This is a genomic window from Lentzea sp. NBRC 102530, from assembly GCF_030269365.1.
In the GTDB taxonomy this organism is placed as follows: domain Bacteria; phylum Actinomycetota; class Actinomycetes; order Mycobacteriales; family Pseudonocardiaceae; genus Lentzea.
The window spans coordinates 49,714-66,600 of record NZ_BSTF01000006.1 but is presented as its reverse complement, the minus strand read 5'-3'; the positions used below and the strand labels follow the sequence as shown (position 1 = coordinate 66,600).

At 75.4% G+C, this 16,887-nt stretch carries 1 protein-coding gene; it reads right to left on the bottom strand.

The window, feature by feature from the left end:
* Positions 1 to 34 precede the first annotated feature (34 nt).
* Complete coding sequence (locus QSK25_RS17305; protein ID WP_502881865.1) at positions 35 to 16,795, bottom strand: SDR family NAD(P)-dependent oxidoreductase; 16,761 nt, start codon at positions 16,793 to 16,795, stop codon at positions 35 to 37.
* Positions 16,796 to 16,887: the final 92 nt, after the last annotated feature.

Here is a 16,887-nt window from a genome sequence, read left to right as displayed (position 1 = left end):
GGGGACGGCCGCGTCGCGCCCGCGGCAGGCCACGTCACGCACCCGTCAGGCGCAGCCACGCCTCCACCGCGTCCACCGTGGCGCCGACCTCCTTCTCCAGCATGGTGAAGTGGTCGCCGGGCACCTCCACGGTCTCGGTGGCGTGCCGCCACGACGCCGGGGCGTGCCCGCCGTCCACCAGGGACGTGGCGGCACGGACGAACAGGGTGGGCGTCGACGGAGGAGACGGGGTCCAGCCGGCGAACGCGCGCAGGTAGCCGCCCATGGCGGTCAGCCGGACCTCGTCGACCTGACCGAACTCCTGCTCGCGGGCGAACATCCCTTCGACGAGCGGACGGGTGAGGGTGTCGACGGCCTCGCTGCGCGGCCAGTAGGTGTCCAGCAGGACCACGGCTGCCGGGGTGGCCCCGGCGGACGCGAGGTGGTGCGCCACGGCGTGGGCGAACCAGCCACCCGACGAGTGCCCGACGAGGATCCGGCCGCCGGGCTCGCCGAGGACGGCGGCGGCGATGGCCTCCACGGCGGCGGGAACGGTGTCGGGGAGCAGTTCGCCGGTGCGGTAGCCGGGCAGCGAGATCGCCGACGTGCGGCGACGCCCCGCGACCGCGGACGCGAAGCGCGCGTACAGGTGCGGTCCGGAGTAAGGCGCGATGGGCGGTAGGCAGACGTAGCCCGGCTCCGGGCCGGTGGCCAGGCGCGTCACCTCCGCCGGGGCGGTCGCCTCCACGAACGTGGGGCGCAGCCTGGAGGCGGCCACGACGAGCGCGACGGCCTCCTCCGCCCGTCCCTCCGCGCACGCCCGGCGGAACAGCTCGGCGACGCCCTCGACGGGGCGTTCCGGTTCGGCGGGTGCCGAGCTCGTCCCGGCCAGGTGGCGGGCCAGGGCAGCGGGGGTGGCGTGGTCGAAGACCAGTGCCGCCGAGAGCCGGCGCCCGGTGGCCGAGGCCAGCCGGTTGCGCAGTTCGACGGCGGTCAGCGAGTCGAACCCGGTCTCCAGGAACTTGGCGGTGACGTCCACCTCGTCCGGGGACGAGTGGCCGAGCACGGCGGCGACGTGCTTCCGGACCACGTCGATCATGTCCTCCGCCCGGTCGGTTCCGCTTCCGTTGGCGGTGCGCCGTTTCACGGCAGCGGTGACGGCAGCGGCAGCGGACCGGGTGGTGCGGCCGATCGGCAGGAGCACCGGCTCGGGCCGGGCCAGCGCGGCGTCGAAGAGCGCGAGCCCCTCCGCGGTGGACAGCGGGCGGATCCCGTTGCGCGCCATCCGGTCCACGTCGGCCCCGGTCAGGTGACCGGTCATGCCGCTGCCCTCCGCCCACAACCCGTAGGCGAGGGACACCGCGGGCAGTCCTCCGGCCCGGCGGTGGTGTGCGAGACCGTCGAGGAACGCGTTCGCCGCGGCGTAACTGCCCTGTCCGGCGCTGCCCAGCACCCCGGCGGCCGACGACAGCAGCACGAAGTGGTCCAGCGGGAGGTGCCGGGTGAGCCGGTGCAGGTGCCAGGCCGCGTCGACCTTCGGCCGCAGCACCGCGTCGACCCGGTCGGGGGTCAGCGAACCCAGCACGCCGTCGTCGAGCACGCCGGCCGCGTGCACCACACCCCGCAGCGACGGCACGGTGCCGAGCAGCCGGCGCAGGTCCTCCGGATCGGACGCGTCGCAGCGCTCCACCCGCACGCGGGCGCCCAGTCCCGCCAGGTCCGCCAGGTCGGCGTGCTCCCGCCGGCCGGCGAGCACCAGGTCCCGCACCCCGTGCTCGACCACGAGGTGCCGGGCGATGAGCCTGCCGAGCGTGCCCGTGCCGCCCACGACCAGCACGCTGCCGCGCCACGAGGTGGTGGACGTGTCGAGGGGCGCCCTGGTCATCCGGGGCACGAAGCACTGCTCCGAGCGCACCGCGACCTGCGGCAACCCCCCGGCGAGCGCGTCGAGCACCGCTGGGCCCAGGTGGTCGGCGTCGACCAGCCCGAACCGGTCCGGGTTCTCCGACTGCGCCGACCGCACCAGGCCCCACACGGCGGCGGCGGCGAGGTCCGGGACGTCGTCCTCCGGGTCCACGGCGACCGCGCCCCGGGTCACGACCACGAGCCGTTCCTCCCGGTCGACCCACTCCTGGGCGAGCGCCAGCACCCGGTGCGTCGCGGCGCGCACGGCCTCCGGGTCCCCGGTTCCCGGACCGAACTCGGGGACGAGCACGACGTCGGTGCCCGCCGGGACCTCGCCCGGCTCGCTGCACCACACGGCGTCAGCGCCGGCCTTGCCCAACGCCTCCGCCAGACCGCCGTCCTCCGGTTCGAGCACGCCGTACCGCAACGCCCGCGCCGGGGTGGCGCCCGCGCGGACCCATTCGAGCCGGTGCAGTGACTCGGCGTGGAAACCGTGCGACGGCCGGACGAGCAGGGAGTCCACGACCGCGACCGGAGCGCCCGAGGCGTCCGCGATGCGGACCGACACCGAATCCGGGCCCGACGGCGCGATGTGCACCCGCGCGCGGGTCGTGCCCGTCGCGAACAGCGACACGCCGGTCCACGCGAACGGCAGCGCCACCCGGTCGTGCCCGCAGGCGGCGGCGTGCAGGGCGACGTCGAACAGGGCCGGGTGCAGGCCGTGGCCGGCGGGGCGGAGGTGGCCGGCCAGTTCGACCTCGGCGAACACCTCGTCACCGCGGCGCCAGGCCGCCGTGACGCCGCGGAACGCCGGCCCGTACCCGTAGCCGAGTCCGGCCAGACGCTCCTCCACGTCGGCGACGGGCTCCGCGTCGGGCGGCCACTCGACGAGCCAGGCGGGCTCCTCGCCCGGCTCGGCCACGAGGGTGCCCTCGGCGTGGGCCGTCCACGTCGTGTCGTGCTCGGGACGGGAGTAGACGCGCACCCCGCGCCTGCCGGACGGGTCGGGTTCGTCGACCGAGGCGTGCAGCACCACCTCCCCCTCCAGCCGCAACGGCGCGGTGAGCACGAGTTCCTCGATCCGGCCGCAGCCGGTGTGGTCCCCGGCGTGCAGCGCGATGTCCACGAACGCGGTGCCCGGCACCAGCACCACCCCGCCGACGGTGTGGTCGGCCAGCCAGGGGTGTGTGACGAGCGAGACCCGGCCGGTCAGCTCGACGCGTTCCGTGCCCGGCACCGGCACCACGGTCCCGATGAAGGGGTGTCCGGCGGGCCGCGATGCGGGGGTGACCGGGTCCAGCCAGAAGTGCTGGTGCTGGAAGGCGTACGTGGGCAGGGTGGTCCTGGCCGGGCGGTGCGGTTCGAGCAGCCTCACCCAGTCGACGGGCGCGCCCTTCGCCCACGCCTCCGCGAACGCACCGGTCAGCCGGTCGGCTCCGCCGTCGTCGCGGCGCAGTGTGCCCAGCGCGCCGTCGCCGAGTTCGTCCAGCATGCCGGGCACGAGCACCGGGTGCGGACTGATCTCGATGAACACCGCGAGGTCCTGCTGCCGCAACGTCCGCACCGCGTCGAGGAACCGCACCGGGCGACGCAGGTTCTCGAACCAGTAGGCCGCGTCCAGTCCTCCCGTGTCCCGCCACTGCCCTGTGGTCGTCGAGTAGAACGGCACTCGCCCCGGCCGCGGCGCCACACCCGCCAGTTCGGTGAGCAGCCGGTCCCGCAGACCGTCCACATGGGACGAGTGGGACGCGTAGTCCACCGGGAGCCGCGTCACGCGCACCCCCGCCGACTCCCAGGCCACGACCAGGGCCTCCACGGACAGGTGTCCGCCCGACACCACGACGGACGCCGGTCCGTTCACCGCGGCGACGGAGACGTCCGTCCCGGCGAGAGCGCGCGCGACGTCGGCCTCGGGCAGGGCGACCGACGCCATCGCGCCGGCACCGGCCAGCGCGTCCTTGATCATGCGACTGCGCAGCGCCACGACCCTGGCGCCGTCCGCCAATGACAGCCCTCCGGCCACGCACGCCGCCGCGATCTCCCCCTGCGAGTGGCCGACCACGGCGTCCGGCCGCACCCCGGCGGCGCCCCAGACCTCGGCCAGCGAGACCATGACCGCCCAGAGAGCGGGCTGGACCACGTCCACCTCGTCGAGCCCGGCGCGCCGGCGCAGGACGTCGGCCACGGACCAGTCCACGAACTCCCGCAACGCCTCGTCGCACCGCTGCAGCGCGGCGGCGAACACCGCGGACGACTCCAGCAGGTCGGCGCCCATGCCGATCCACTGCGAGCCCTGCCCCGGGAAGACGAAGACGACGCCGGAGCCGGAGACCGAGGGCCGGACGTCGGCCAGGCCGGCGAGCAGTTCGCCGGTGTCCCGCCCGAGCACGACCGCCCGCTCCCGCAGGGACGCCCGGCCGGCGAGAGCGCGCGCGACGTCCACGACCGGCACACCGGGGTTCTCGGCGACGAAGGCGTGGAGCCGTTCCGCCTGACCGCGCACGCCCCGTTCCCCGACGCCGGACAGCACCCACGCGACGAGGTCGTCCCCGTGTTCACGACTCTCCGGTGCCTCCACGGCGGAAGCCTGCTCGACGATCACGTGCGCGTTGGTCCCGCTGATCCCGAACGCCGACACCGCGCCACGACGCGGCCGGCCCGCATCCGGCCACGACCGCTGCTCCGTCAGCAACTCCACCGAACCCGATGACCAGTCCACGAACGGCGACGGCGCATCGGCGTGCAAGGTCCGCGGCAACACACCGTGCCGCAACGCCAGCACCATCTTGACGACCCCGGCGAGGCCGGCTGCCGCCTGCGTGTGCCCCAGGTTCGACTTCACCGACCCCAGCCACAACGGCCGTGACCGGTCCTGCCCGTACGTCGCCAGGATCGCCTCGGCCTCGATCGGATCACCCAACCTCGTACCCGTACCGTGCGCCTCCACCAAGTCCACATCGGACGGACGCAGACCGGCATCCGCCAACGCCCGACGAATCACCCGCTGCTGCGCCGGACCATTCGGCGCGGTCAAACCGTTCGACGCACCGTCCTGGTTGACCGCCGAACCACGCACCACCGCCAGCACCTCGTGGCCGAGCCGCCGCGCATCGGACAACCTCTCGACCAACACCACCGCCACGCCCTCGGACCAGCCGACACCATCGGCGTCCGCACCGAACGCCTTGCACCGGCCGTCGACCGCCAGACCACCCTGCCGATCGAACTCGGTGAACACCTCGGGCGTCACCATCACCGCCACCCCGCCCGCCACCGCGAGCGCACACTCCCCCGACCGCACGGCGCGCACCGCGGAGTGCAGGGCGACGAGCGACGACGAGCACGCGGTGTCCACCGACACGGCCGGTCCTTCGAACCCGAGCACGTAGGACACCCGACCGGACACCACGCTGCCCGCCCGGCCCGTCAGCAGGTATCCGCCGACGCCTTCCTCGACGCTGCCCGCGCCGTACCCGGAGGGCGAGACGCCGACGAAGACGCCGGTGTCCGAACCGCGCAGACCGGTCGGGTCGATTCCCGCGCTCTCGAACGCCTCCCACACCACCTCCAGCACCAACCGCTGCTGCGGATCCATCCCCAGCGCCTCCCGCGGTGACACGCCGAAGAACCCCGCGTCGAACCCGCCGGCGTCGTCGAGGAAACCGCCCAGCCCCACCGGAACCGGACCCCAGCCCCGGTCGTGCGGCACCCCGGACACCACCTCGCCACCGTCGGCCAGCAGGTCCCACAGGGCGTCGGGGCCGGTCACCCCTCCGGGAAACCGGCACCCCATGCCGACGACGACCACCGGGTCCGCCGCGTCGCGGGTGCCCGTCACCTCGTCCGCGGGGACGTTCCCGGTCTGCTCCCCGGTGACCTGGCGGACCAGGTGCCGGGCGACCTCGGCGGGCGTGGGGTGGTCGAAGACGAGCGTGGCGGGTTGCCGCAGGCCGGTGGCGGCCGAGATCCGCGTGGCCAGCTCCACCGCGGTCAGCGAGTCGAACCCCAGTTCCTCCAGCGGCCGACCGGCCGGCACGGCGTCGGCGCCCGCGTGGCCGAGCACGGCGGCGACCTCCGCGCGGACCAGCGCCAGCACCTCGCGATCGCGGTCGGCCGCGGCCAGACCGGCCGTCCGCCGAGCCCACGACGACGGCGCGGCCGGTGCCTCGGCGGGCGGCCGGTACAGCTCGCTGATCAGCGGGCTGGGCCGGGCGGAGGTGAACGTCGCGCCGAAGCGCTCCCAGTCCACGTCGGCGACCGCGAGGCACGCGCGCCGCCCGCCCACCGCGCGCCACAGGGCGCCGAGCGCGGACGCGGCCGACATCGCGGTCAGGCCCCGGCGGCTCAGGTACTCCTCGGTGCCACCCCGCACCGCCATGCCCGACCCGGCCCACGGTCCCCACGCCACCGAGGTCGCGGCCAGGCCCCGGTCCCTCCGGTGCAGCGCCAGGGCGTCGAGGTACGCGTTCGCCGCCGCGTACGCCGCCTGGTTCGCGCTGCCCCAGACGCCCGCGACGGAGGAGAACAGCACGAACACCTCCGCGTCGGCGCCCAGGAGCTCGTCGAGGTTCCGGGCGCCGGCGACCTTGGCCCGGAGCACGTCCGCGAAGTCCTCGACGCCGGTGTCCCGCAACGGCGTGAACTCCTCCACGCCCGCCGCGTGGAACACGCCCGTCACCCGCGCCGCGTCCAGCAGCCGCCGGAGCGCGTCCCGGTCCGAGACGTCGCAGGCCACGACGTCCACGCGCGCGCCGAGCGCTTCGAGTTCCGCCACGACCTCGTCGGCGCCGGGCGCCCCCAGGCCGCGCCGGCCGGCCAGCACCAGGTGACCTGCCCCCTGCGCGGCCAGCTCGCGGGCCACCCGGCGGCCCAGCGCCCCGGTGCCCCCGGTGATCAGCACCGCGCCGTCCCCCGACGGCCTCCACGGGGTCGGTGCCGCGGCCGGGGCACGGCGCAGCCTGCGCGCGAACACGCCGTTCGACCGGATCGCCACCTGGTCCTCGCCGTCGGGCAACAGCAGCGGGCCCGCCACGTCCACCAGGCCGCCCCACAGGTCGGGGTGCTCCAGCGCGACGACCCTCCCCAGTCCCCACAGCTGCGCCTGGAGGGGGTTCGTCACCGGCTCGCCGGCCACCGACACCGCGCCCGACGTCACGCACCAGAGCCGGCCGGAACCGCCGATGTCGGCCATCGCCTGGACCAGCAGCACCGAGCCGCGGACCCCTCGGCCCAGGGCGGCGTCGTGCGGTCGTTCGTCGAGCCCGAGCAGCGACAGCACGCCGTCGGGCCGGCCGATCCGGGCGGCCAGGGACTCCCTGGTCACGTCGTCCGGGACCTCCAGCCGCCGCACGGTCGCGCCGTGCTCGCGCAGTGCCTGCGCCGCCTCGTCACCGGGCACGCCCGGCGGCACGGCGAGCACCCAGGTGCCCCGCACGGACGTGGCCGGCCGGTCGACCTCCTGCCAGACCACCTCGTACTGCCAGGGGTCCGGCAGCCGGGAGACCGGGTCGAGCCAGTGGCGCTCGCGCTGGAAGGCGTAGCTGGGCAACGGCACCCGCTGTCCACCCCACGCCTCGAACACCTCGCGCCACCGCACGGGGGCGCCCTCCACGTGCGCTTCGGCCAACGCCCGGACGGCGGTGGCGGCCTCGTCCCGGTCGCGCCGCAGCAGGGGGATCAGCGCGACGCCCTCCGGGTCGGCCTCCCCCACCGCCCGCGTCAGCGTGCCGAACCCCAGCTCCACGAACGTGGTCGCACCGTGGTCGCGGCACCACCGGACGGCGTCCGCGAACCGCACGGTCCTGCGCGCCTGGCGAACCCAGTACTCCGGCGTGATGGGCGTGCTCGGCTCGCCGGTCACCGCGGACACCACCGGGATCCGCGGCGGGTGGTGCTCCACCTGGGCGGCCACCTCGGCCAACTCCGCCAGCACCGGCTCCACCAGGGACGAGTGGAAGGCGTGCGACACCGCCAGGCGGCGCGTCCGGCGGCCCCGGTCCCGCCACATCGCCTCGGCTTCCGCGATCGCGTCCTCGGCGCCGGACAGCACCACCGACCGCGGGCCGTTCACCGCCGCCAGCGCGACGGCTGGCGCGCAGGCCGCGACCTCGTCCTCGGCAGCCTGCACGGCGAGCATCGCGCCGCCGCCGGGCAACGACCGCATCAGGCGCCCGCGGGCAGCGACCAGCCGCGCGGCGCCGGGCAACGACAGGACTCCCGCGACGTGCGCGGCGGCGATCTCCCCGACCGAGTGGCCGACCAGGTGGTCCGGTCGCAGACCCCAGTGCTCCAGCAGCCGGAACGCCGCGACCTCGAACGCGAACAGCGCGCTCTGCGCGTGGTCGGTGTGGTCGAGCAGCGAGCCCTCCGGGTCGAACAACGCCTCCCGCACCTGATCACCCAGGTGCGTGCAGACCTCGTCGAACGCGGAGGCGAACACCGGGAACCGCTCGTACAGCCGCCGTCCCGCGCCCGGCCGCTGGGCGCCCTGGCCGGGGAAGAGGAAGACCACCCCGCCACCGGCCGTGACCGGCCTGACCACGTGCGGCGACGGCGCCGACGAGGCCAGTGCCGCGAGCCCGGCGGTGAGCTGCTCCCGGTCCTCGCCGAGCACGACGGCCCGGTGCCGCAGGGCGGCCCGGTGCGCGCCGAGGGTGTGGCCCACGTCCACCGGGTCCGCGTCCACCCAGGTCAGGAGGTTGGCCGCGTGCGCGACCACGCCCGCCTCGTCGGCGCCCGAGACCGGCCACGGCACGAGCACGGGCGCGTCTCCGCCGGTCCGCTGCGCTGCGGATGCCTGATCCACGGGCGCCTGCTCCACGACCACATGCGCGTTGGTCCCGCTGATCCCGAACGCCGACACGCCGGCCCGGAGCGGCCGGCCGGGGTCCGGCAGCGGTTGCGAGGCGGTGGCCAGCCGCACGTTCCCGGCCGCCCAGTCGACGAACGGGGAGGGCTGGCCGGCGTGCAGGGTCGCCGGCAGCACGCCGTGCCGCAGGGCCTGCACCACCTTGATGACCCCGGCGAGGCCGGCGGCCGCCTGCGTGTGCCCCAGGTTCGACTTCACCGACCCCAGCCACAACGGACGCGGCCGGTCCTGCCCGTACGTCGCGAGGATCGCCTTGGCCTCGATCGGATCGCCGAGCCGGGTACCGGTGCCGTGCGCCTCCACCAGGTCCACATCGGACGGACGGAGACCGGCGTCGGCCAACGCCCGCCTGATCACCCGCTGCTGCGCCGGACCATTCGGCGCGGTCAGGCCGTTCGACGCACCGTCCTGGTTGACCGCCGAACCACGCACGACCGCCAAGACGTCATGACCGAGCCGCCGGGCATCGGACAACCTCTCGACCAGCACCACCGCCACACCCTCGGACCAGCCGACACCGTCGGCGTCCGCACCGAACGCCTTGCACCGGCCGTCCGCCGCCAGGCCTCCCTGCTTGCCGAACTCCAGGTACACCTCGGGCGACACCATGATCGTCACGCCGGCCGCCACCGCCAGCGCACACTCCCCCGACCGCACGGCGCGCACCGCGGTGTGCAGCGCGACCAGACCGGACGAGCACGCCGTGTCCACGGACAACGCCGGTCCCTCGAACCCGAGCACGTAGGACACCCGCCCGGACACCACGCTGCCCGCTCGGCCCGTCAACAGGTACCCGGCGGCCGCGTCGTCCGTGTTCCCGGCGCCGTAACCGGACTGCGTGACGCCGACGAAGACCCCGGTGTCCGAACCGCGCAACCCGGTCGGGTCGATGCCGGCGTCCTCGAACGCCTCCCAGACCACCTCCAGCACCAGGCGCTGCTGCGGGTCCATCGCGGCGGCCTCGCGGGGCGACACCCCGAAGAACCCGGCGTCGAACCCGGCCACGTCGTCGAGGAACCCGCCCAGACCGACCGGCACGGACGGCCAGTCCCGGCCGTCCGGGACCCGGGACACCACCTCGCCGCCGCGGGCGACCAGGTCCCACAGGGCGTCGGCGCCGTGCACCCCGCCGGGGAACCGGCACCCCAGACCCACCAGGACGACCGGGTCGTCCTCGCCGGCCGGGGCGGCGACCGGGACCTCCTCGTCGGGTGCCTTGTCGCCCAGCAGGTGGGCGGCGAGGTCACGCGGGGTCGGGTGGTCGAAGACCACCGTCGAGGGCAGCTTCAGACCGGTCGCCCGGGCAAGGCGGTTCCGCAGGTCCATCGCCGTGAGCGAGTCGAACCCCTGGTCCCGGAACGCCGTGCCGCCGTCCACCGCCGAGGCGTCGGCGTGCCCCAGCACCGCGGCGGTGTGGTGGGTGACCAGTGCCAGGGCCTCGGCGGGGGTGCTCGCCGCGGCCGGCCTGCCGGTCACCGCGCGCCGCGCCTCCGGCACGTCCGCGATCAGCGGGGACGGCCGCGCCGACGTCATGGCCGGGGCGAACAGGTCCCAGTCGACGTCCGCCACGGTCAGGCAGGTCTCGTCGTCCTCCAGGGCCTCGCGCAACGCGACCATGGCCCGGTCCGGGTCCATCCTGCGCAGCCCCCGGCGCGGCAGGTGGTCGTCGTCGGTGGCGGCCAGCCCGCCACCCGCCCACGGGCCCCAGGCGATCGAGGTGGCGGGCAGGCCGTTCGCGCGCCGGTGCCGCGCCAGCGCGTCGAGAGAGGCGTTCGCCGCCGCGTAGTTCGCCTGGCCGGGGCTGCCGACCACGCCCACCACGGACGAGAACAGCACGAACGCCGTCAGCGGGAGGTCCGCGGTCAGCTCGTGCAGGTACCGGGCGGCGGTGGCCTTGCACCGCACCACGCGGTCGAGGCGTTCCGGCGTCAGCGACTCGATCAGGCCGTCGTCCAGCACGCCCGCGGCGTGGAAGACGGCCGTGACCGGGCCCGGCGCCTGCGCGAGCACATCTGCCAGGGCCTCCCGGTCCGCCACGTCGCAGGCCACCAGCCGCACGTCCGCGCCGAGCGCTTCGAGTTCGGCCGCGTTCGGCGCGTCCGGCCCCCGGCGGCTGACCAGCACCAGGTGCTCGGCGCCGTGGTCCACGAGCCAGCGGGCCACGCGCGCACCGAGGGCGCCCGTGCCGCCGGTCACCACCGCCGTGCCCCGCATCCGCCACGCGGTGCCCGCGGCCCGGCGGGGAGCCCGTTCGAGGCGCCGCCCGTGCACGCCGGTCGCGCGCACCGCCACCTGGTCCTCGGCGCCGGCGAGTGCCGCGGCCAGCCTGCGGGGGACGTCGTCGTCCCACTCGGCGGGCAGGTCGACCAGGCCGCCCCAGCGCTCGGGGTGCTCCATCGCCGCGACCCGGCCGAACCCCCACAGCCGCGCCGCTTCCGGATCGGTCTCGGCGCCGCGCGTGACGCACCACAGCGGGGCGTCGGCGATCGGCGACCGCACCAGTTCCAGCAGTTCGTCCACCGTCCGCACCGCCGCGACCACGCCCGTGACCGGCCCGGCCGCGGTCGTCACCACCTCGGCGCCGTGCCGGGCCAGCGCCGCGCCGATCCGGGGGTCGTCGCCGAGCACGAGCCAGGTCCCCGCCAGCGGAACGGCTTCGGTGACCGGCGGAGTCCAGGTGATCCGGTACCGCCAGGGGTCCACGTCGACGGGCTTGCCGAGCCAGTAGTGCCGGTGCCGGAAGGCGTACGGCGGTAGCTCGACCCTCCGGGGGTGGTAGCTCCGCAGCAGCCCGGCCCAGCCGACCGGCGCGCCGCAGGACCAGGCCTGGGCGAACGCGGTGGTCAGCCGGTCCTGGCCGCCGTCGTCGCGGCGGAGGGTCTCCAGCACGTGCGCCGCGTCGTCCAGGGTGTCCCGCATGCCCGCGACCAGGACCGGGTGCGGGCTGATCTCGATGAAGACGCCGTGGTCCCGCGCGCCCAGCGCCTCGACGGCCTCGGCGAACCGGACCTGGGACCGGAGGTTGTCCGCCCAGTACCGCGCGTCCAGGTCCGCGGTGTCGGCCCAGTCCGCGGTCACGGTCGAGAGGAACGGCACCGCGCCGGAGCGCGGGCGCAACCCGGCCAGGTCCGCCACCAGGCGGTCGCGCACGGTCTCCACCTGCGGCGAGTGCGACGCGTAGTCCACCGGGACCCGGCTCGTCCGCACGCCCGCGGCCGTCCACCCCGCCACCAGGTCGTCCAAGGCCTCGTCAGCACCGGACACGACCACCGAGGCGGGCCCGTTCACGGCCGCCACCGCGACCCGCCCGTGCCAGGCGGCGACCTGCTCGCGCACCTGCTCCACCGGCAGCGCGACCGAGACCATGCCACCGTGACCGGCCAGCACCTCGCCCAGGATCCGGCTCCGGCGGACCACCACGCGGGCGCCGTCGGTCAGCGACAGGCCGCCCGCGACGCAGGCCGCGGCGACCTCACCCTGCGAGTGTCCCACCACGGCGTCCGGGTGGACGCCCGCCGCCCGCCACACCTCGGCCAGCGAGACCATCACCGCCCACAGCGCCGGCTGCACGACGTCGACCCGGTCCAGGTCGCGCCCCTCCCGGAGAACGTCCAGCACGGACCAGTCCACGAACTCCCGCAGCGCCTCGTCGCACCGGGCCATCGCGTCGGCGAAGGCGGGTGAGGAGCCGAGCAGCTCGGCACCCATGCCGACCCACTGCGAGCCCTGGCCGGGGAAGACGAACACCACGCCGGACCGGGCCCGCGTGGCCGGCACGTCCGCGAGACCGGCGAGCAGCTCCGCCGTGCTGCGGCCCAGCACGACGGCCCGCGTTCCCAGCGCGGCCCTGGTGGCGAGCGAGTGGCCGACGTCCACTGCCGCCTGCTCCTCACCGACGAACGACCTCAGCCGCGCCGCCTGGGCACGCAGGCCGTCCGCGTCCACACCGGACAGCACCCACGGGATCAGCTCGCCACCCGGCGGACGGCCTTCGACGGCCTCGGCCGGGGGCGCCTGCTCCAGGACGAGGTGGGCGTTGGTGCCGCTGATCCCGAACGACGACACCGCGGCACGGCGCGGCCGGCCCGCGTCCGGCCACGACCGCTGCCCCGTCAGCAGCTCCACGGCACCCGACGACCAGTCCACCAGCGGTGACGGCACGTCGGCGTGCAACGTCCGCGGCACCACACCGTGCCGCAACGCCAGCACCATCTTGATCACACCGGCCACCCCCGCGGCCGCCTGCGTGTGCCCCAGGTTCGACTTCACCGACCCCAGCCACAACGGACGCGACCGGCCCTGCCCGTACGTCGCCAGGATCGCCTCGGCCTCGATCGGATCACCCAGCCTCGTGCCCGTGCCATGCGCCTCCACGACGTCCACATCGGACGGTTGCAACCCCGCGTCCGCCAACGCCCGGCGGATCACCCGCCGCTGCGCCAGACCGCTGGGCGCCGTCAACCCGTTCGACGCGCCGTCCTGGTTCACCGCCGAACCCGCCACCACCGCCAGCACCTCGTGCCCGCGCCGCACCGCGTCCGACAAGCGCTCCACCAGCACCACACCGACGCCCTCGGACCAGCCGACACCGTCGGCGTCCGCACCGAACGCCTTGCACCGGCCGTCTGCCGCCAGACCACCCTGCCGGTCGAACTCGGTGAAGATCTCCTCGTCGGCCATGACCGTGACCCCGCCGGCCACGGCCAGCGAGCACTCACCGGCCCGCAGCGCCCGGACCGCCGAGTGCAGGGCGACGAGGGACGACGAGCACGCCGTGTCCACCGAGATCGCGGGGCCCTCGAACCCCAGGACGTAGGCGACCCGGCCGGAGACCACGCTCGCCGCCCGGCCGGTCAGCAGGTACCCCGCGGCCTCCCCGTGACCGGCACCCGCGCCGTAACCGGACGCCGAGACACCCAGGTAGACGCCGGTGGCGGAGCCGCGCAGGCCCGTCGGATCGATCCCCGCGCTCTCGAACGCCTCCCACACCACCTCCAGCACCAGCCGCTGCTGGGGGTCCATCGCCAGCGCCTCGCGCGGCGAGATGCCGAAGAACCCGGCGTCGAACCCACCCGCGTCCGGCAGGAAACCCCCCAGCGGCACCGCGACCGGACCCCAGCCCCGGTCGGCGGGCACCCCGGCCACGGCGCAGTCCTCCCGGAGCAGCAGGTCCCACAGCCCCGCGACACCGGAACCGCCCGGGAACCGGCAGCCCATGCCGACGATCACCACCGGGTCCGCGTCGTCCTGCCCGATCGGCACGTCGCCGGTCTCGTCGCCGGCGCCGCGCCCGGCGGCCAGCTCGCGGGCCAGCGCCCGCGGCGTCGGGTGGTCGAACAGCGTCGTCGACGTCACCGCGACCCCGGTTTCCGCCGCGATCCGCTCGCACATCTCCACCGCGGTCAGCGAGTCCAGGCCCAACTCCCGGAACGGCACGTCCGGGGCAACGGCCGCCGGATCCCCGTGTCCGAGCGTCGCTGCCGCTTGAGCCCGCACCGCCGACAGCAAGGCGTGTTCGTCGCGGACGACGACGACCGGGGTGGCGGGTGCCGCCACCGGAGGGATCTCGCTGTCGATCCAGTACCGCTCGCGGTGGAACGCGTAGGTGGGCAGCGGGACGTCGCGCGCGCCGGCGAACAACGCGGACAACTCGACCGGGACGCCACGGCAGTGGGCGGTCGCCAGCGCGGCCACGACCGTCTCGTCCTCCGGCCGGTCCGCCCGCAGGGTGGGCAGCAGCGCGGCGGCACCGGGATCGGCGAGGCAGTCCCTGCCCAGCGCCGACAGCACGCCGTCCGGGCCCATCTCCAGGTAGGTCGTGACGCCCTCGGCTTCGAGCCGGACCATCCCGTCGGCGAAGCGCACCGCTTCCCTGGCGTGCCGGACCCAGTGCTCCGCCGAGAAGACCTCCAGGACCTCCCCGGTCAGGTTGGACACGACCGGGATCGTGGCCCGCCGGTGCCGCAGCCCGGCGGCCACCGCGCGAAACTCGTCCAGCATCCCGTCCACCCTGGCCGAGTGGAACGCGTGGCTGACGGTGAGCCGGTTGGTCCGCCGGCCGCGGGCCGCCCACTGCGCGGCGAGGCGCAGCACCGGCTGTTCGTCGCCGGAGAGGACCACGGACCGCGGGCCGTTCACCGCGGCCAGGCTCACCCCCTCCGGCAGCTCGACCTCGTGCTCCGCGGCCTGCACGGCGACCATGGCGCCACCGGGAGGCAGGGCCTGCATCACCCTCCCGCGCGCCCGCACCAGGGTGCACGCGTCCGCCAGGGACAGCACCCCGGCGACGTGCGCGGCGGAGATCTCGCCGAGCGAATGCCCCATCAGGAAGTCGGGGCGCAGGCCCCATCCCTCGTACAACCGGTACAACGCCACCTCGAGCGCGAACAACGCCGGCTGGGCGAACCCCGTGTCGTCGACGTCACCGTCCACATCGGACAGGTGGGACCAGATCTCGTCGAAGGCCGCGGCGAACGCGGGTGTCGTCTCGTACAGGCGCCGGCCCATGTCCGCGCGCTGCGCGCCCTGGCCGGTGAACAGGACCGCGCAGCGGCCGTCCCCCGGGACGTGCGCGGTGCCGAGCCCGCGCAGACCGTCCAGCAGCGCGCGGCGGTCACCGCCGACCACCGCGGACCGGTGGCGGAACAGCGTCCTGGTGGTGATCAGGGAACGGCCGACGTCCCGGAGGGACAGATCGGGCCGGCTCTCGACGTGCTCCGCGAGGCGCAGCGCCTGCGCGCGCACCGCGTCCTCGTCCACACCCGACACCACCCACGGCACGACCCCGCCCGCTCCACCGGTGTCGCCGGGATCGGCGTGGACCGGGTTCGTGGCCGGCCAGTCCGACAGGACGACGTGGCAGTTCGTGCCGCCCATGCCGAACGAGCTGACCCCGGCCAGCCGTCCCGGTCCCGGCCACGGTTCCGGCTCCCGGCAGACCCGCAGGTTCACCGCGTCCAGCGGGATGTCCGGGTGGGGCGTGGCGAAGTTGAGGCTCGCCGGCACCGTGCCGCGGCCGAGGGCGAGGACGACCTTGAGCAGGCCGGCGATCCCCGCCGCGCCTTCGAGGTGACCGATGTTCGTCTTCACCGACCCCACGAGCAGTGGCCGGTCCGCGGGGCGGGCAGCGCCCAGGACGGCGCCCAGCGCACCCGCTTCGACGGGATCGCCCGCCCTGGTCCCGGTGCCGTGCAGCTCCACGTACCGCACGTCGGCCGGGGACACCCCGGCCCGCCGGTAGGCCGTCCGCAGCACCTCTTCCTGCGCGGCCTGGTGCGGCACGGTCAACCCGGCGCCGCCCCCGTCGTTGTTGACCGCCGCACCCCGGATGACGGCCTGGACGCGGTCCCCTGCCGCGAGCGCGTCCTCGAGGCGCTTCAGCACGACGAGCCCGCCACCCTCACCGCGGACGTAGCCGTCGGCGCGCGCGTCGAAGACGAAGCAGCGGCCCTCGGCCGAGAGCGCGCCGAAGGCCCGTGCCCGCTCCGCCGACTCCGGGGCGAGCGCGAGGCTCACCCCGCCGGCCAGCGCGATCGGTGTCTCCCCGCTCCACAGCGCCTCGCAGGCGGTGTGGACGGCGACCAGGGACGAGGACTGCCCGGTGTCGACGGTCATGCTCGGGCCGCGCAGACCCAGGTGGTAGGAGACGCGGTTGGCGATCATGCCGCGGTGTGTCCCGGTCAGGCTGTGCCGGGTGAAGTCCCCGTCCCGCCCCGCCAGTGCCGCGTAGTCGTCCCACATCGCGCCCAGCACCACGGCGACCCGCTCGCCGCGCAGGTCCGCCGGGACGATGCCGGCGTTCTCCAGGGCCTCCCAGCTCAGTTCCAGCACCACGCGCTGCTGGGGATCCATCGCCACGGCCTCCCGGGGCGAAATGCCGAAGAACGCGGCGTCGAACCCCGCCACGTCGTCGAGCAGTCCGGCCCACCGGGCACCCACGCCGGCCCGGCGTTCGTCACCGACCTCGCCGATCGCATCCCGCCGACCCACCAGGAGGTCCCAGAACTCGTCCGGATCGGACGCCTTCGGAAGACGGCACGACATACCGACAACGGCAATCGGATCAACCATTCGCATTGTTATTCCTCTGGGCACGCCGAATACATTTGCCGGCCGACGCGATGAACCGACACCCG